Below are 18,472 nucleotides of genomic sequence, written 5' to 3' on the forward strand. Positions count from 1 at the left end.
AGAGATGGCATGAGCGGCGTCCTACTAAGTCTCACTCGATTCGCCGTCTTCGACGAACCCACGCCAAGACTCGAGCCGATCTTCTTCATCCGGTTCGGATAGCACTCCTAACTTCTCGAGATCGTCGAAGATGCTCATATCGTACTGACGTAGTTCGTCGAGCAGAGCAGCCGACTCCTCGCGACCAGAGATCGTCTGAACCAGCCCGGACTCGCTCTCGACATAGTCAGACGCCTTCGATACGATGTGGAGTTTCACCGCGACTCGATGGGCCAGTTCATCGTCGAGAGAATCAACATCGCCATATCTCGCTCGGTGACGGTTCAGGATTGTCTCGGAGATGCCATCGACGAACGTCTGTTCCTCCTCGTCGAGCGACTCGTAGTAGTGCTGGGGATTCGACCGGAGCCCGTGAGTCTGCCCGTTCTGATTATGAGCCGGCGCACCAGCACCCTCGATCGCTCCCCCGTGAAGTTTGCACCGTCCCTCCTCGACGTGATCAGTCCCCCAACCAGCCCGAAGCGAGCAATAGCCCTTGAACACTTTCTTACCATCATCCGTACGCCCCGACTGTTTCGAGTTGCAGTAGTAGTCGGGCGCGATCTTCGGAGCCTCATCGACCGGACCGCCCACGAACTGTTCCGTATCGATCGGACGATTACTGTCTCGAGTCATGGATATTGCTCGTCGTATCGAGGGTCGTTCGTACAGACTGATGCTTAGAGCATGGTATCTGGGCTATTCTACTGGGATCGATTCTATCGGGGAACGGGAGGACTTGGGTTCGACTACTAAGTGTACTATTTGGGACTTGGTTGGAGACTATACTACTGGTGACGAACCTACTGGGGGACTCTCTAATCATGGCGATCACCAATTGGTCTCCGACGCTGGATTTACTCTCTTAACTCGTTCGTAGCGTGTCATATAATAGTTCCCACCCACCATTATGCAGAGACTCGACCATGGATAAAACGTGTAACTGTTGAAATCACTGGCTTACAGGTGCGGAATGAGGGCTGTATAATCGATGGATAGCGGGTATGAGACGTATTTTATGACACGCTCTCGTTCGAGCAATTCGCGCTTGCATTCGGGAATCTCTTGTCGGCAATGGTGAGAGGAGTGCTCTCCCCAGTCCATGACCTCGATATTCCCCGGTCGGTTATCCCGAGGGTGATCAGAGCGATGATGACAGACCATCGAGTCATCGAAGACGTCGTAAGGGTCGGCTCCGTCTGCTATTGCAAGTAGTTGATGAACGTAGATCGACTCCTCGCAAATCTGGTCCTTCCACAGCTCGTAGTTGCCTGTCGTGATCTCGTAAGTCGCATACTCGACCCGATTATGACGTCCCCGCCGACGTCGATCGATTCCATGCCTCTCCATCCAGGTGCGAATCGTATATTGAGAACACTCCAACTCGTCGGCGATCTCATAAGTCGTTAGACCCTTCTCAACATACAACCGCCGAAGGGTCTCCTCGTCTCGGTATGACGTTGACTTCTGGGCTGTACTACTCATGGTCGGACTCCTCAAGAAGACGATTGACGACTTCCCCGAAGGGGACTGACTCACTCCCGTAGATCTCTTGGCGGACTTCCTCGAGTCGTTCGTACTCGTCGTCGGAGAGGACAATGTGCTTGTCTCTCATGCTCTTAATAGCCCTTGAGTCCCCATAAGGTGTCTGCCAGTCGACAACTCTAAACTCACGATCTCGTCAGCGGCCATATGAGCCGATTATTTCTCTCCGACCTTGCGCTCCGGTGCTCGACCCTGCTCTATTCGACGATTCTCTCTCACTGGCAATAGAAGCCGTAGAATAGCAGAGAGAATCTCGACAGGCCAGCGCCATCGGGGAAGCGGGTCGAATCATTAGTCTACCCTGTGCGCTTTGAGGGCTTGCGAGAGACCTCGTTTAGTAGCCCGTTCGACTTCATCGGGGTCATCGGCTCCCCGAGCATCGATATCGATCGCACCTTCCTCGACGACGATCTCCGTTCCCGAACTCCCGGAGGGGACATCTGGAGCCGGAAGGTCTCCTGCTGTCAGATCGGGACGGGCGGCTTTGGCGAGTTCATCGACAGCGCCGGAGACCACACCGACGTTCGTACTAATCTTGGACGCCAGCGTCTCCGGGAGCGCCTCGCCTGCGTCATCGAGATCTGAAAGCGGTCCCTCTTTCGCGGGACTGAACGGGAGCATATCCCTCGCTTCACCGACGACGTCCTCAACGGCGTTCTTGACTGCATCGGGGGCGTCTTTGATACCCTCGACGATGGCGTCTACCAGACCCTCACCAGCGGAGAGGAAGTCGCTCACTGCGGAGCCTGTCAACCACTGGTAGGCGTCGTTGAGGATCTCGTAGAACGCATCTTGTACGTCCGTCTCCGTGATCGTCTCGAGGATATCCGACATTAGGTCGTCAATCCAGTCGGTTGCGTCGTCGTAGAGATCCTCGAAGAATCCAATGACGCCCTCGACCAGGTTGTCGATCGTCTCCTCGAAGTCCTCGCGCAGGTCGCTAATGGTACCAAGGACGTCTTCTTTGAGGTCGCCGATCCACTCGGTGACCTTCTCCCAGAGCCATTCAAAGAGGCCGATAACCGCATCGACCATTCGCTCGACGATATCCTCGACGTTCTCGCGAGCCGTCTCCCAGTCGCCACGTAGCAGGGCAAAGAACGCCGAGAGGGCATCGGTGATATTGGCGATCGCTAATTCGATGATGGACTCCAGCGCACCGAATAGCAATTCGACGACCTCCTCGACCGCTTCACCGTGTTCATCCCACCACTCCTCGATTTCGTCGAGTTTCTCCTGAACGTTCTCCTCGAACCAGTCAAGGAACGGTCCGATGATTTCCTCCTCAAGCCAGCCGAGTAGTTCCTCGACCTTTTCGGCCCACACCTCGAACGTCTCTTGGGCCTCCTCGACCGGCTCCTCAAGATGGTCCTCCCAGATCTCCGACGACCACTCGAGGAACGGCTGGATGACGTCTTCCCACGCCGTTTCGATGGCACTGCTGATAATCCCGAATGCCGTCTCGAATGCGTCAGCGGCTTCCTCGATGACGACTATCAGCCCGTCTGCTACGAGGTCAACGACGGTTTCGATGTACGGTTCTGCAAGGTCGACGAACTCGAGGACAGCGTCTTTGATCGTATTGAAGATCTCGACTCCATCGGACTGCAACCATTCGATTGCCGGCTGTAGTGCCTCACGGAAGACTTCAACGACTTCCTCTGTACGAGTTCGTATCCCTGCGAAGTCCGTCGCAAAGGCAGCCGCGAGTAGACCGATAGCACCAACGACGGCCAGTACAGGAGCAGTGATCGCTCCGATAGCAGTTGCGAGGGGGCCGAGTAACGCGGTGACGGTTGACGCTATCCCAGCCAGACCTCCGAGATGAGCGATCAGTCCGCTGGCAGCGACGGCCAGTCCCCCGACAAGACCAGCGAGCAGACTAATTGTACCAGCCCACCCGTCGGTCTCCTCGTTGATGTCTGCGAACCAGTCGATAGCGTCGATGATTAGGTCAACGACGCCCCGGATAGCAGGGAGAAGGTTCTCACCCATCTGGATGAACAGATTATGAACGCGATTCGAGAGCAACTGCTTCTGTCCAGCGAGGGTGTCCGTCTCCGTAGCGAGTTCGCCCGATAGCGACTCACCCTCCTCCATCGCGTCACCCGAGAGTTCCATTGCCTCGCGCATCTCGTCGCCGGCAGCGGCGGTATCTCGGAACGCGTCAGCGGTCTGCTTTCGGAGCTGGTCGTCCATCTCCTCGTACGATAGACGACCCTCATCGACCGCGTCCATCAACTCGAGCATTGTGTCTTCGGGGCTCTCGTCCCGCATCTCCTCGAATTGATCCGAAGTGACCCCTAACGCGTCAGCGAACATATCGACGTTATCAGGGTCCATCATCGCCTCGCCGACGGCCTCCATCCGCGAAGCGGCTACTTCACTCGAGGGTGAGACTTCGTTGAAGGCACCCGCGAGCCCGAGAATGGATTCGCTTTCCATCCCGAGGTTCGAGAGCACCTGTCCCGAACGCTGGGCCGCATCGACGATCTCACTCGAGTCGGTCGCGAAACTGTTCGAGACTTCGTTGATCGAATCACCCAACTCCCCGACGTCCTCGACCGATTCGTTGAGGGCAGAGGATACCTTACCGAGAGCGGTCCCGGCTTCATCCGCCGAGAGTTGAGTTGCGGAACCCATCTGAGCGGCGACCTCGGTGAACTCGGCAATCTCTTCCTCTCCCTCGGCACCCATCCGGCCGGCTTGAGTTGCCAGCGTGGCGAGTTCGTCATGGGCCAGCGGGATCTCCGTCGCCATTTCCATGATCTCGTCACGCATTCCCTCCATCGTGGCCTCATCCGTCACCTTCTCTACGTCCGCCATCGCGTCCTCGAAGTCACCAGCGGCACTGATGGCGTCGGAGAGTTGTTTCCCCGCGAACGCCGCCATCGCACCACCGGCCACGATAGCAGCGTTCTCAAGATTACCCAGACTATCGACCGCATCCGAGACGGCCGACTGTAGACCGGACGAATCACCGCCAACCGCGACCTCGACGTCAGCGGCGGCCGCGCCGCCGCCGAGTGCCATCAGGAGTTCACCTCCGTTCTCGTTGTCGACGCGACTCGTTCGACGTACTCTTTCGGTTCGAGGTCGTCACGGGCGCATTGAGCGGCAAGTTTCCCTCTGATATGCCAGCAGAGGGTTTGGTCCTCTCCGAGATCACCTGCCGCTTCAAGCCGGCCTAACGCGGTTCCACCGGCAAAGAGAGCGGCAAAGTGGATAGCGATTTCCTCGATATCGGCTCCAAGATCTTCAGGAGACTCCCCTCGACTCGTGTAGAAGACGTCGATCTGTCCAGGTTCGGAGACAGCAACTCGATCTACATCGACGTCCGTATCGTCGAGCAGGTCTGCGAACCCTGCCGCCTTCTTGACCATCTTGTCGTCTTTCTGGACCGCCATAGAAACGAGATCCTCGCGGCTTTCGCTTCCGTCGAACTCCGCGAGATAGTCATCGGACGGTTCCGCGTTCTTGAGATTACTCATGGTCAGTAGAACACTCGGATATCTCCGACTGCCTTTGAGTGGATGAACTCTGACTCAGTCAGTTTCTCCCGGGCCTCATCCTCGTCGAGGTCGAACTCTTCGGCGACTTCCTCGACCGAAACGACAGGATGGTCCTTTCCGACGTTCGGTTCCTTGTAGCCGGTGTTCTTCTTGATCCAGACTGCGATCTCATCGCCGTATTTCTCAGCGTTTACCAGGTCGAGATCCTTTTGCGAGACCATTGTCACCACCACACCGAGATTCCGCCGACTTCTTTCTCGTTGACATGCGAGGACGCTTTGAGAGCATCGCAAGCCTCATCCTTGCTGATCCCCAGTTCGTCAGCGACTTCCGAGGTGAAGACGACAGGCTCATAGACCTGATTCGTCTCCATCTTCACGAACTGCCTCGCCTTTTGAACTACGTCTGACTCACTCATCGTTCCCCTCCTCGCGCTGGTACTGACCGGGAACGGGAATGCCGGACTTGTCGTCAGCGTCGACTTCATCGATGTTCGTGTAGCCAGTGGGCATCGGTCGAGATTCCTGCTCCTCACGACGGCGCTTTGCCCGTTTCTTTTGGCGACGTTTCCGTTCGGCCAACATCTGGTGAAATTCCCGCTTGGCCTTCACGCTATCTCCCGCCGAGTTACCAGTATCTTCGTACTCCTTCGTCATCGTCTTCGGCTCCCCTCTCTGACCCGGAGTAGGGATCTCTACCTCTCGAGTGTACGTGTCCGGCGACTCGCGATTGATCTTGACCGACTCTGTCTCGTCGCCTCCCTGACCGGGAACGGGGATCTCGACATTCGTCGTTTCGCTCTCGAACTCCTCGAGAAGTTCTTTCTTGGTCTCGGCACTCATCGAATTGAGGACCGAGGCGCTGTAATCGACGTGCTCCTTGAGTCGCTGGTTGAGCGTCTGCTTCGTGGACTCTCTCTCGAGTTCATCCTCCAGCAGTGCGACTTGCTTTGCGAGTTCGGTTCCGCCGACCTCTTTTGCCCGCTCGACTAACTCCGACGTCATGTCAATAGGAATGAGTCGACAACCCTTGAGGTTACCGCCGAAACTACCGAATATCGCTGAATCGGGACCTCTCGCGCCAGTTCAGAACATAGCGTCTGCGTCCATCTCGAGCGTGGTCGGCTGAAACTCGTTTTGTGAGATCCAGCGATCGTCGCCGTGCACCTGTACGAAATGACTTCGTGCAGAACCTAACTCGAGGAACCGACGTTCGCACTTAGGGCATAGAACGACGGTCGAACGACTGTCTGTTGTACTCATGCTCTCTCATTTCGAGGGACTCATCCTTAAGCAGTCGGCGATTCACTCAGAATCGAGTGAGATGCGATCTGAGCGGATTCATTCTCTCCGAGTGCCCGATCCGATGATTCCCCTTGTGAGTCCTACCAATTGGCATGAGCATCAGTTATGGCCGTCTGACTGGCTGCTGACCTTGAGGGCGAAAATGAAACTGGAACTCGCGGCAGGAGCCCGGTATACCCGGACTCCCGCGAAGCGGGCGAAGACGGAGCATGCGGACCCAAAGTTCGACGATCCGACCGCAGCGGAACTGGTCTGTCTCGACTACGACGCTGACGGACATGGGACATCCCAGTCCGGGCCAGCGGCGCGTCAGGGCGTCTGGGCGTTGACCCAGACAATAGGGTAATCGAGTGACACCCTAAAGGGACTACCGGCGTTTTGATACGACCGACCTCTACGACTCACTGGTAGAGCGATAACTTATTATCTAAAGCCGCAGTACAGCGTCGGATGACCCAACAAAAGTCACTCACGTAGATTGATAGGGTCATGGAAAATAGAATAGACAGAGGACAAACACATGCCCTACGCTGACCTCGACACGATCAAGATCCCACAGGAGACGAAGTACCAGGTCCGGGATACCAAAGACGAACTCGGACTGACATACAAAGAGTTCCTCGAGATCGCTGCTGACGAACTTGACGAGGAAAACATCGAATCGTACAAAGACGACGATGAATAGCGTTGTTCCACTACTGGCAGCGTTCACAACCGTCGCGGCCATCCCGATTTTCGAGGGTCAATTCAAGACGGCTGGTCTGGCCCTGATCGGAGTCGGTTGTATGATCGCCTACCTCACCATCATATCCGAGAATTACCAGACCACGAGGTAAGCAATGATTCAGACCTCGAAGCACGGGAGCGGAGGACTCCCGTACGTCATCCGAGAACTCGTGGAAGTGTGTCGAGCAGGCGGAACTCAGGAGGCAGCCAAGTTCCATGTCAAAAATAGAGAGCCGACCCAATAACGCTACCGGACAGGGCGAATCGAAGGCACTGGCAGAGCACAACAGCCAATATCCACCGAAACCCAGCAGCGCAATTTCTCCGGGAGATGTTGAGGAAACCCATGCAGCGTACGTCCGATATCTCTTTCACCAGAACGGTGAGTTTCAACAGGGCAAACTCGTACTGGCCAGACGTCCAATTCCCGATAATGCAGTAGCAGTCAGTACGGGAGTTTACTTCCTGACTGCCGATCAAGAAGATCGATTGCACGAGGATGTCCCGTCGAAGGTGATTCAGAACGAATGTACCAAAGACGGCCGAGTAGCCCACGCGATTGTCGCCGAGAGTGACGCCTTAGAAGACGGTGTCCCAGTGCAGACGATCGTCGACTGGCTCTCGACCTTCGCCGAGGATTGGGTTGGTGTCGATGAGTACTCGTTCTACTACTCTGGCAATCGATCGATTCACCTACAGACGCAACAATTCGTACCAGGTGACGAGATAGACGATCTTCGGCTGCTGGCAGAGGAGTTCAATGCGATGCACGATGCCAAACTCGATACCAGCATCTACAAAGAGAATGCTCAGTTCCGACTGGTCGGAGCCGAACATCGGAAGACCGGATTTCACAAGGTCCCGATTTCTCCTGACGCCGACCGACAAGAGTGTATCAAGTCCGCGCAGACCCCTCCCGAACAACGACAGTGGCCCTTCGAGCTGCCAGCGCCCAGTCACCACGACGAGTTACCTCGACGGTTCGAGGGGGAAGATTCGCTCTATTCTCCCCCCTTAGCCCATTATCGACCAGGCTTTGCCGGTATAAGTCCGCTACCGTCCGAAATCGGGAAGCAGGTGCTACGGGGGGTATATAAAAGCTCAAACCCGGGCTCAGTTGAATCTGGTCGAAACCGTTCGGGATACGCTCGACCGTTCTCCCCCTACAAGAAGACTGGTGAGGGAGACGCTCGATCGGTGATCGTAATGGAACAGGTAGATGGGCTACGACAAGACCGCTGGAGTCAGGAAACCTACGTCCCGGCCAAGATCGAGTATGCAATCGGTGGCGGTGATGGGTCGTTCACTCGGAGTAATAGTAGGTCGCTGGTCGAACTGTCGCCACGCGACTTCCGCAAATGGGACTTCGAGAAAGGCGATCAGGTCGTCATAATTGGGGGTAACTCTGGTAGTTCTCGTCTCCTGAAGGTCGAAAAGATGACCGCGAGCATGGTCGGGCAGGCTCTCGAAAGCAAGGACCGGCAGAAAGCGTTTGAGATTCTCTCTAACCGAGGTTTTGACGTTGGGTCGTCTGGGTACAACAGTAGTAGGTTCCACCACGAGGTCGGAGACAATGAGGAGTCGGAGGCGGCCAAGATCAAGAGAGGTATTGAAAACGGTACTCGGGAGCGGAGTTACGATAACCTCCTCACCGTTGTCTGTCGTCTACTGCGAATCGATGGATGGGATTCGGCCTATAACTGGTGTCGAGACATCTTCGGGCCAGATTTCGATCCTGAGGAGACCTACGAGTATCTGAAAGGTCCTGCTGAAGCGTACAGCGATTACTCCCACGTTGACGTCCCTGCCTCTGTAGAGGATGCGAAGCGAAGGGGCAAATCCTGAAAAGGCGCAGAGCAGAGTTCTGAGCGACCGAAATGCAACAGAAGGGCAGATCTGACGATTCGTGCCCGAGATACCCCGAAATCGCATGAGCGGCAAATGAGGCGGCTTCACGAGCAGGTCAAGAATCATCGGGTTTCGAGAATAGAGATCGGCCGTCGAACCCACCTTCTGATCGCACTGGGACAAGTGGGAAACACGCTCCTTGGTACACTCAAACGGCCGAAAACAGAAGAATTAACGAACAGAATGATATGGTCTAAGAGTCAAAGAAAGAATGAAAAATGAGAACAATCAATGTGGTCGTCGCAGATGACGACTTCGACGAGTTGAGTCAGGTCAAGGGCGATCGGTCGTGGCGTGAGGCGATTAAGCAAGAGTTCGGGGTCGATACGGATGAGTGAAGCCGATACGGATAGCAGTCAAGAAACGGAGCCAGAGTACAGATGCAAGTCGTGCAAGGAGCCGATCTCACCCGGGCTCGACGACTTCAGCGAATGGGGCAAGTGCCCTCACTGCCATAATCGCCATCCTCAAGCGGTGAAGACTCGAGCAGGCATCTCGAACCTGTTCTGGATACTGTCGATCCTGCTACTGTTCACAGTCGTCGGTGTATTCTTTATCCCGTTCACCCTCGCTATTGGGTACTACTTCTACTGGCGAACGCAGAAAATGCTCGAAAAAGACGAGTACTGCATCGGTGAGGAAGCATGAGCACCATGAGTTCACCCGATCCCGCTGACGATCTCGAGCGAATTAGGCAGGCGAGGGAGGGCGACGACTCGAGTGATGGACTCGACGTCGAGGTATTCATCTGTCCAGTACAGGGATGTTCGCGTACGATTATCGGTGACTCTGCTAACCTCAGACATCATGTACGTCAGGAGTCCGACGACGACCATGCTGGGTTTGAACTCACCGAAGACCTCGAACTCGTCAAACGCTGGGAGCAGATGGAATGGGGACCGGGCGCTCTCGAGAGTGAGGTGATCGAATAATGCCCTCCTGGTCCTGCGGTCTTTGCGAGAGCGAGAAACGATGGCCCTCGAAGCAACAGGCGATAGACCATGTCGAGGAGCGTCATCTCGAGACTCTGCTAAGGGCGTCTATCGAGCGAAGTGACGACGATCCTACGGAAGAACTGCATGTCTCGGAGAGCGAGTAGGCCACGCCTTGAACGGTTTCGCCTACTATGATGAGTTCGGGCGACGACTGCAAACGCTCGCTCATTTTCGACCCCTTCGATGTCTTGCGATTCTCGAAAACTCGTAATCTGTGCTCCCGCTAACCCGTCTAAATATCCCGGAGCAGTCTGGCGATTAGGTCCAAGTCGTACAAATTCGTATGTGGTAACGCCAACGACGCAGTGATGCATGTCGTCGAAAACCTACGCGAACGGCGGAGCAGAACAAGACGCAGGAGGCGAACTCGACGGTCTGACGTTCGTCTTCGACGGTTCAACCTCGAAACGAGACTGGGCAGAACTCGTTGAGCGTCACGGTGATACGGTCGCACGAGAGGTCTCCTCGAGTACAGATTACCTCGTAGTCGGTGACGATCCCGAACAGCCCGAACTCGATGACGCCTGCGAGTACGATGTACCAGTGATAACCGAGTATGAGTTCGGCGATCTACTACAGACAAAGGGCGTTGACTCGCAAATGGCCGGCTTTTCGTAGACGGGCCTCACTTGCCGTCGAGTCCATTTTGTTTCAGAACTGACCTTTCCCGCTGCCTCTGATGGAGAAATTGTTCTCACGGCATTCTCATTCGTCTGACGCGATTCTGACCCTGCTACTTGATGATAGGCGTGCTTGATTCCGGTATTGTTTCTCGGAGGGACACCGACCAGTACATTCGTCACTATTTTGATGGCTGGATATCACCTATGACGTATGTCCGCTAAGGAGGCCAAGTTTCACGGGATTCTCTATACCCGACTTCTCGACTACATCGACGAGAATGAGACGCTATTCGAGGAGCCAGTGTCAGAAAAGACGACCGAATCTGGGTTCGCAGATATCTATATTCCCAGTGCACTGAACGGCGAAGTCGTGATCGAGGTCAAGCGGGACGATATCTATCCTCGAGAGCACGAAGTCGTAAAGCAGGCGCGAGGATACGCAGATGAGTTAGATGCCGAGTTCTACGCCACCTGCAACTCAAACGACCTCTTTCTGTACCACGACCAAGGGGAGATCGAGATGCAAGACGTCGACTTCTACTACTTCAACCTCCGCGAGGTCCAACTCGAGGAGGCTATCCCGCAACTACTTGGCGTCGTCGAGCACGTCCACGAGGAACAGTCGCTACCGGATCAGTCAGAGCGTGAGCGAGTTGTTGGGGTCCTGCGCTCATTCCATTCGTCGATTTGGCCGTCGTATGCAGCACTCGCCGAGAAAAAGCACGGTCGAAACGAACGCTTCACTCAGCAGTTCGACGAATGGGTAGCGGAGAACGACTACGCTAGTCTCGATGAGGATGAGCAGTTCGAGATTGCAGGTAAGCAGTACGCCTATCTACTCACCAACAAGGTCCTGTTCTACGAAGTCGTCAGAGAAAAGACGAAACCCCAGTACGATCCTGAAGTCGGAGATACGGTAGTCGAGATCGAGACAGAGAGTGGTTTTGAACTCGACTCGCTACACGAGCATACGACGCTCTCGAACCTCGAAAACCATCTTCAGAACCAGTTCGAGACCATCGTTGAGGAGATCGACTATGAACCGATCTTCGACAGTGGAAGCAGTCTATTCGCTGATTTCCCGCAGAACAAGAAAACGCTACGGACACTGGAGGACTTCCTCTCGAATATCGAAGCGGAGGAAATCGTTGCGCTGGATGAGGACCTCCTTGGAGAGATTTATGAGGAGCTCATCCCGATCGACGAGAGAAAGGCACTCGGTCAATTCTACACCCATCCCAAGATCGCCGAGACCATTAGCGATTGGTCGATTCAGCCGAAGGAGGATGGTCACCCCCGTGTACTCGATCCAGCGTCAGGGAGCGGAACCTTCACCGTTGAAGCGTACAAGCAAGTCGCGGATATGGCACCAACCGCGTCCCATCAGGAGATTGTCGACCATCTCGTTGCCGTCGATATCAACCGCTTCCCGCTGCACCTGACGGCGCTCAACGTTGCCAGTCAGAACATTTCAGAGCGGACTGACCGGCTTCACCTGTTCCACGATAGTTTCTTCAATATTGACCCAGAGACGGCGTTCTTGGAGACGTCGAGGGTCGACGGTGGAGAGCAGGAGGTACTGGGAACCTTCGACGCTGTAATCGGGAATCCGCCATATATCGATCAGGGGAGCCTCTATCCGACCAAGGAGCATTTCCGAAACCATCTGAAAGAGTTCGGGAACGGCAAATCGCCGTATCACGACGGGAACAAGCGTCTGAGTAAGCGATCTGACGCCTACGTCTACTTCGTGACTCATGGGACTCAGTTCCTCGATGACGGCGGTCGTCTCGGGTTCATTATTCCGACGAAGTGGATGATGACGGGCTACGGTGAGGACTTCCAAGAGTTTGTCTTCAGTGAGTATAAACTCGAGGCAGTCGTCGGCTTTGGCGCTCGTGCATTTGAAGATGCGTTCGTAGACGGCGCGCTAATCCTACTCGAGAAATGTGAGGATGAGGAAGAACGCCGGCAGAACACGACCAAGTTCATCCAGATTCGGGATTCGATGGAAGTCGAGGACATACTCGATACGGTCAACTTCGACTACGGGCTGGATACTGAGCGGGAAATCCTCGTTCAGAACCGAGAGGCCTACCGAACAGTGGCAGTCAATCAGGGGACGCTGATGGATAAGGAGACAAAGAAGGTTCGCTACTATCTGACGGCCCCGAAAGCCTTCATTGAACTTCTGGAGAACCCGAATATGGTACGACTCGACGAACTGTTGTCCGACTGCCGCTATGGTCTGAAATCCGGCGCAAACGGTTTCTTCTATATCGAGGAGGAGAATCTCGAGCAGATCGGAATCGATGATCGATTCGTGACGCCACTGGTGAAATGGATCAAGCAGATGGAGAAGGGGGTCCCACTGACGGAGGAGACGACAGACCTCTACGTTTTCCATCTTCACGACTATATCGAGGAAGTTCGCACGCGTGATGATGTACGCGGTGGTGACCTTGAGCAGCGAGTAAAGAATGCGCTCAAGCAGGATGGATACGAACGAGCGCTCGCTTACATCAAAGAAGGTGAAGCACAAGGATACAACGAGAACCGTACCTGTGCTACACGTGAGGTCTGGTTTGACTTAGGAGACGTCGAACCTGCGGATATCGTTCATCCAAAGGGATTCAAGTATCGGGTCTTCGCCAGCCGGAACGAGGGACTCATCGTCAATGATAGACTGTACTGCCTCGACGTCAAGTCAGAGGTCGATGAGTACGCTCTCCTCGGATACCTAAACTCGACAGTGTATCAGGCAGTCGTAGAGACTTGGGGGCGCAACGAAGGGCGTGGAATGCTGGAGATGATGACCTACGAGACGCAGCAAGTTCCCGCTCTGAATATACCAGAGATGTCAGAGGAGGTCGTCAAAGGATTGCGGGATGCCTACATCGCTTTCGAGAACGGGGAGGAAGGCGCACAAGACCGGCTCGACGAGTTGGTATTAGCAGCAGCCGGGATCGAGACTAGCGTTGAGGACTTCCAAGAGTTGACTATGGGTGTGACGAACCGGAGAAACGAGAAAGGTATGTCGTCCGAGATAATGGTCGAGGACGTAGATACTCTGGAGGAACTCGGAACTCATACATTCGAGATCGGTGGTGGACCCGATGAGCAGGAGGCCAACTCTGAACTCTCCGAGTTTATGTGATGCCAGAGGTCGTCAACGTCGTCGCTGCTGGCAATGTAGGACGGGAACTCGAGATTCGCGCCGTCGGTGAGGATATCGATGCGACGGAGGTCAAGGGTGCGAGTGACGAGTATCAGACGCCAACACTCTACCTACGCGAGCAGGAAGACAGTCCGCTCGTAACTGTCTACGAGTCTGGGTCTTACCATATATCGGGCGCAACGTCCATTGAGGAGGCAGAGAAAGCGCAGAACTGGCTAATAGACTCGTTGGAGTCCCTCGACATTAGAGGTCTAAACCCAACGTTCGAGGTCAAGAATGTCGTCGTAGTAGGCGACCTTGAGCAGAGCGTAGACTTGAACGAGTTAGTAGTACGATTTGGGTTCGAGCAGACCGAGTACGAACCCGAGCAATTTCCGGGACTGGTATACCGTCCGTCCGACATTCAAGCAGTGCTCCTCATCTTCGCATCTGGACGAGTAGTAATTCCCGGCTCACCAGACGTCGAGACTGGATTCGCAGCGTTCGAGATGCTTCGAGATCGACTGAACGAATACGACTAACCCCCGAGTAGTCCCGATCTCGTCAGACCGAGTAGGACGCGATTTGAGGGACGAAAAGTCGGCACTCGGACCGCTCTGATGCTTTCCGCTGCCCTGAGATCGAAATCCATTCTACGAGCATTCTCGAACCGTAGAAAGCAACTCGACGATTAGCGTCCTCCGGAGCCGACCTGAATCAGAAAGATAGCAGCTGCGAGGACGAGAGTTAGACCGATAGCGGGGACTAGTGCCTGTACGATAGACTCCATCCCAGCGCTGAATGCAGCGGTCATGTCGTACTCGGGGTTAGTCATGTTCCGAGTCATCGCGAGGACGATGAACGCTGCAGGGAGGAGTCCGATGAGCGTGATGATTGCGCCAGCGTCCTCGAAGTCCTGTGCGAATCCCATGCTCGAGACTACTACGAGTCAATAGATAAGTCATTCTCCCAACTCGATATCTTGGTGAGAATCAGACCGCTGCTATTGGACGTTCCAACGAGGCAACTATTATCTCTCAATCAAAAAGCGCTGGTATGCTCTCATCCTTCGTGACCCATGCCGCAGTGTTCGTCCTTGGCAGTCTTGTTGGGCTATTTCTGCGAGATATACCCGCCATCAAGTATCGGTTTAAACTGAAGGACCAGAGACGAGTCCAACAGCGGGAGCAGGATTGGGAGGAGAAATCTCTCAAACTCGCTCGTAAGGCACAGAGGAACTACGAGGAGAACTTCGGGAATACGCTTGACGAGAAACGATTACAGAGACGGTCGAGGCGTATCGGGAATAGGATTCAGGATTGCATCGATTCGCCTGTCGCGGACAATGGCAGCGATGAGTTGAATCAACTCTTAGAAGATCTCTATGAGCATTGTATGGAGATCGGAAATCACACTCACCCTACTACTCCAGCAGGTCACGAGGAACTGAGAGAAGCCGGTGAGCAAATAAAGACTACCGCCGATGAGATCGAAGAAGTATCTGAGATGGCCTAAGTGCCCCGAGAAACGTAAGTCGGTGAACCGCTATGAGCCGCTCGTCATGCCGATTAGTTAGCTATCAGACCATTCCCCCAGTGAATCTCGTCGGATCGCAGAGGACGGGAATGAGCGCGCTTAGAATCGCAGTGGAAATGAAGGGGTCGTCTCGAGTTAGATCCCGTTGATATAATCGCGCCTCTGTTCGACCTTCACCGATTCGTCGCGCTTGTCGTAGTGCTTATCGAGTACGTCCTGCCCGACGTTCATGCGATCGCTGACGACCTTCTCCGGGACGTCTTCGGTGAGGAAATGGGTAATCGAACCTCGTCGAATATCGTGAGGCGAGACGTTAACCGGACATTTGCTATAGCCGCCATACTCAGCGGCCTCGCAGTCGTCTGGGTCGCGTCCTTTCGGGCATTCGTCAGTGTAGTAGCAGGGTCGAGTCACCTGGTAGACTGCATCCCGAATACTCGAGCGATTCATTCGGCCGTTTCGACTCGTGAGGAGCGGCTTTCGACCATAGTCGTCCTCGACGTCATGGCGATGGTGGTCGCGCCAGTCTTCGATGACTCGACAGACCTCGGCGCTAAGGGCGATCATTCGCTCCCCTTCTTGGCCGTTCTTGAGCGGCGTCTCTGTCTCCGGTCGATGACGGAGTAAGAGTCGTTCATGCTCCTCGTCGTAGTCCTCGAGATCGAGCGAGTGGAGGGCTCCGAGTCGAATCCCCGTATGCCATAGAATCTCCATGATGACGTGAGGGCGCGAGGCGTGCTCGAATTTCCGCTGATACTCGAGCAATTCCTCCGCTTGAGGCGATTCAAGGATGCTCTCGCTCTGCTCATCGTTCTTGTCGAGTTTCGGCATGAGCGCCTCGAACTTCTCGTGAAGGTCCTGCTCGACGGCGTCAATGGACCCGCACCAGCGAATGAAGATCCGAAGGGCGTCCAGTTGCCCCTCGAGTGAGATCGGCTTTAGGTCGCCGTCGTCTCTCCTCCAGGTCTTGTATCGCTGGAGGTCCCGACCGGAGAGTTCGTTCATATTGTCGATTCGCTCGACGTCTTGGCACCATCGGATGAAGTGCTTGAGCCGATAGTGATAGCCGTCGAGCGTACTCTGCGAGACCTCTTGCTTGCGCGCTTCGAGGTACATGTCCTTCGCCTCAACAGGCGAGATGGGTTCGAGTTCGTCCTTCGTCATTGGCGTTCACCGAAGCGCCGTTGACGCGGGGCAGAGTGGATCAGACCATTTATTTCAATGAGCTGTCCCCGGTTCAAATCCGGGAGGCGGCATGACCTTCTCGGTTTACATGCCGGTACGACAAACCCCCTACTCAGTAGTCTCTGCGCCGGTGTTTGCAAGGGGGGTGAGCGCGGGTGCAACTGATCGAGACCGCGCCCCACGAGTTCGCGGCCCACTTCCTCTTCGCCGCGCACGGTCTCGATCCGTTCTTTGCGTGCGACAGTCGGATCAAGGACGGCGACGGAAGTTAGCACGCTGAGTTCGAATTCGAGGGCGAGCCGTGGCAGGCAACGCTATCCTATCGCGACTCCGGACTCGAGCATCCGGGTGACCAGCTCCCGACCGGAACCGAGTTCCGACTCGAGGAGATGCGCGAATTCGAACTCACCGTTCAGAGCGCGGAAGACGTCGTTGGTGAGCGATCGTTCCACGCCCACATTGCTCCGCGATGGCAGGGGATGCAAAGCAAGAGCGGGAGCGAAATCAGTATTCCCGACGATCTCGAGGAGGGTGTGAACCTCCACGTCCAAGGATCGAACATCGAATTCGATCGCTATCAGCCGCTGATCCAGCATGCGGCGCGCGCAGTCGGAATCAACAGTCGATACTTCGACGAGCTACACGAGTTCTCGACGATTCTCGATGCCGAGCGATACGTGCGCGTCGACAAGAACGAGAGCGGTCCGGTACATGCTCGCGACGGTCCCATCGCACAATTGGGCCACTTGCTCGAGAACGACCGCACAGGCCGACGCAAGCTCGTTCAGTACGACAGTGACGAAGATGCTCGAGATCGTCCAGGCTACTACCACACGGCAACTCTCGGCCCGCGACGAGTCCTCGAGGCGTTCCCATCGCACGAGCTACCGAAGGAGGTGAAGCACTACTACGCGCAGCACACGGTGAGCCTCGACAACAACCGCTCGATTGCTCACCCGAAAGTCGGCACGTCCTACCAGCGTTCGTTTTGGAACGATCAACTCGATGCATCGCCCGCCGATATTGAACGGCTCAATCGAGAACTCGAGGAGACGCTTCTCAGTGTTCTCGCAGAAGCGGGACTTCCGCTTCGCGCTGGCACTGGCACGTACGTCAAAGATGCGTACTTTACACCCACAAACTCCGAGCGTGATCGGGAGATCGTCGAACTGGACTTCACTCGCATCAAGCATCGACAAGAGTCGGTCGTCATCAAGCACCTCGCGGATGGGATCGCACCCACGGCCTGGGAATCGCTCGAGGTTCTGGTAACCGACGGTGGTGAGGTAAGCCCGCAAGACATCGCTGACGAAACGGGACGCCATCCAGGAAGTGTCCGTCGCGCCCTCGATAGAATTCCGGAGCTGGTCGAGCGCGAGTACGAGAAGGTATCGGTCCGGTCCAAGTACATTGCAGATCTGGTTCACGACGCAGTGACGGAAGCCAAGGAAGCAACTAGGCGAGCCGCCGAAGCCGGAGCCAAGGCGATCGAAGCAGCAGAACGTGGCCTCGATCAATCCACAAGCGCGTTCATCGCCTGGGCTGCGAAGCACGATATTGATGTTCGGGATCGTGATGGGGACGAGCTTCGATTAGAGTTCGGCATTGTGGACGATATCAAACGGAAGCTTCGGGAGGGCTACGAACTGTGGACGGCAGCCGATATGCCCGAAGATCGGTACCGGATGGCCAAGGTCCGATACAAGAAGGAGATCGACTCCGGTCTCCGATCGATCGACAAGACGGAGATGAAATCCTTCGCCTCAGTGGCGTGGCATCACCTCGGATGAAGCGGTCTCGGTAGTGGCAACACTATCTAGCGCGGCTATTTCCCAGCAAAATATTCTGCTTCCTGCATAGCTCGACGTTCTCCCCACAGGGATACGGCACGGAGAGGTGGGAATGTGTTTTGATGAAGTCCCCGTTAGGGACACATCTAACA

General features: G+C 55.3%; 18 protein-coding genes and 1 pseudogene. 9 read left to right on the forward strand and 10 right to left on the reverse strand.

What is annotated here, in order from left to right:
* Positions 1 to 24 precede the first annotated feature (24 nt).
* From C480_RS24185 to C480_RS07040, 8 genes are all read right to left on the reverse strand, one after another.
* A complete protein-coding gene (locus tag C480_RS24185) occupies positions 25 to 675 on the reverse strand; it encodes a hypothetical protein (RefSeq protein WP_006664924.1) in 651 nt (216 codons plus the stop codon).
* A 324-nt stretch (positions 676 to 999) separates the two neighbouring features.
* A complete protein-coding gene (locus C480_RS07015; protein ID WP_006664925.1) occupies positions 1,000 to 1,524 on the reverse strand; it encodes a hypothetical protein in 525 nt (174 codons plus the stop codon).
* Complete coding sequence (locus C480_RS23440) at positions 1,517 to 1,654, reverse strand: hypothetical protein (RefSeq protein ID WP_161606997.1); 138 nt, start codon at positions 1,652 to 1,654, stop codon at positions 1,517 to 1,519. The genes C480_RS07015 and C480_RS23440 overlap by 8 nt, the downstream gene beginning before the upstream one ends.
* A gap of 221 nt (positions 1,655 to 1,875) precedes the next feature.
* Positions 1,876 to 4,617: a phage tail tape measure protein gene (locus C480_RS07020; protein ID WP_006664926.1), complete on the reverse strand. Its 2,742-nt coding sequence runs from the start codon at positions 4,615 to 4,617 to the stop codon at positions 1,876 to 1,878.
* Complete coding sequence (locus C480_RS07025) at positions 4,617 to 5,075, reverse strand: hypothetical protein (RefSeq protein ID WP_006664927.1); 459 nt, start codon at positions 5,073 to 5,075, stop codon at positions 4,617 to 4,619. Before C480_RS07025 ends, C480_RS07020 begins: the two co-directional genes overlap by 1 nt.
* 2 nt (positions 5,076 to 5,077) lie before the next feature.
* Positions 5,078 to 5,317, reverse strand: coding sequence for a hypothetical protein (locus tag C480_RS07030; RefSeq protein ID WP_006664928.1), 240 nt, complete (start codon positions 5,315 to 5,317; stop codon positions 5,078 to 5,080).
* Between the two features lie 2 nt (positions 5,318 to 5,319).
* A complete protein-coding gene (locus tag C480_RS07035; protein WP_006664929.1) occupies positions 5,320 to 5,514 on the reverse strand; it encodes a hypothetical protein in 195 nt (64 codons plus the stop codon).
* Positions 5,507 to 6,100 (reverse strand): hypothetical protein, encoded by a 594-nt coding sequence (locus tag C480_RS07040; RefSeq protein ID WP_006664930.1) that lies wholly within the window; start codon positions 6,098 to 6,100, stop codon positions 5,507 to 5,509. The genes C480_RS07035 and C480_RS07040 overlap by 8 nt, the downstream gene beginning before the upstream one ends.
* Before the next feature lie 820 nt (positions 6,101 to 6,920).
* Here C480_RS07040 and C480_RS23445 point away from each other — a divergent pair.
* From C480_RS23445 to C480_RS07080, 7 genes are all read left to right on the forward strand, one after another.
* Positions 6,921 to 7,085, forward strand: coding sequence for a hypothetical protein (locus C480_RS23445; RefSeq protein ID WP_161606998.1), 165 nt, complete (start codon positions 6,921 to 6,923; stop codon positions 7,083 to 7,085).
* 257 nt (positions 7,086 to 7,342) lie between these two features.
* The gene (locus C480_RS07055; RefSeq protein ID WP_152424017.1) at positions 7,343 to 8,971 is read left to right on the forward strand and encodes a hypothetical protein; all 1,629 of its coding nucleotides are present in this window, start codon (positions 7,343 to 7,345) and stop codon (positions 8,969 to 8,971) included.
* Between the two features lie 393 nt (positions 8,972 to 9,364).
* Positions 9,365 to 9,682, forward strand: a complete 318-nt coding sequence (locus C480_RS07060; RefSeq protein ID WP_006664934.1) for an LITAF-like zinc ribbon domain-containing protein — start codon at positions 9,365 to 9,367, stop codon at positions 9,680 to 9,682.
* Positions 9,679 to 9,966 carry a hypothetical protein gene (locus C480_RS07065; protein ID WP_006664935.1) on the forward strand — a complete coding sequence of 96 codons (288 nt, stop codon included), beginning with the start codon at positions 9,679 to 9,681 and terminating at the stop codon, positions 9,964 to 9,966. The genes C480_RS07060 and C480_RS07065 overlap by 4 nt, the downstream gene beginning before the upstream one ends.
* A gap of 375 nt (positions 9,967 to 10,341) precedes the next feature.
* The gene (locus C480_RS07070) at positions 10,342 to 10,647 is read left to right on the forward strand and encodes a BRCT domain-containing protein (RefSeq protein ID WP_006664936.1); all 306 of its coding nucleotides are present in this window, start codon (positions 10,342 to 10,344) and stop codon (positions 10,645 to 10,647) included.
* 216 nt (positions 10,648 to 10,863) lie between these two features.
* Positions 10,864 to 13,809, forward strand: a complete 2,946-nt coding sequence (locus C480_RS07075) for an N-6 DNA methylase (RefSeq protein ID WP_006664937.1) — start codon at positions 10,864 to 10,866, stop codon at positions 13,807 to 13,809.
* Positions 13,809 to 14,351, forward strand: a complete 543-nt coding sequence (locus C480_RS07080; RefSeq protein WP_006664938.1) for a TATA-box-binding protein — start codon at positions 13,809 to 13,811, stop codon at positions 14,349 to 14,351. Before C480_RS07075 ends, C480_RS07080 begins: the two co-directional genes overlap by 1 nt.
* Before the next feature lie 149 nt (positions 14,352 to 14,500).
* On the opposite strand, the gene C480_RS07085 is transcribed toward C480_RS07080, so the two are convergent.
* The gene (locus C480_RS07085) at positions 14,501 to 14,740 is read right to left on the reverse strand and encodes a hypothetical protein (RefSeq protein WP_006664939.1); all 240 of its coding nucleotides are present in this window, start codon (positions 14,738 to 14,740) and stop codon (positions 14,501 to 14,503) included.
* Positions 14,741 to 14,865: 125 nt separating this feature from the next.
* Here C480_RS07085 and C480_RS07090 point away from each other — a divergent pair, with 125 nt between their 5' ends.
* On the forward strand, positions 14,866 to 15,324 hold the full coding sequence (locus tag C480_RS07090) for a hypothetical protein (protein ID WP_006664940.1): 459 nt from the start codon (positions 14,866 to 14,868) through the stop codon (positions 15,322 to 15,324).
* Between the two features lie 156 nt (positions 15,325 to 15,480).
* Here C480_RS07090 and C480_RS07095 read toward each other — a convergent pair whose 3' ends face one another.
* Positions 15,481 to 16,509 (reverse strand): tyrosine-type recombinase/integrase, encoded by a 1,029-nt coding sequence (locus C480_RS07095; protein WP_006664941.1) that lies wholly within the window; start codon positions 16,507 to 16,509, stop codon positions 15,481 to 15,483.
* A gap of 176 nt (positions 16,510 to 16,685) precedes the next feature.
* Between C480_RS07095 and C480_RS07100 the strand changes: the two are divergent.
* Positions 16,686 to 18,320, forward strand: a pseudogene (locus tag C480_RS07100) (DUF7845 domain-containing protein).
* The last annotated feature ends 152 nt before the right edge of the window (positions 18,321 to 18,472 follow it).

The organism is Natrialba aegyptia DSM 13077 (genome assembly GCF_000337535.1).
Lineage (GTDB): Archaea > Halobacteriota > Halobacteria > Halobacteriales > Natrialbaceae > Natrialba > Natrialba aegyptia.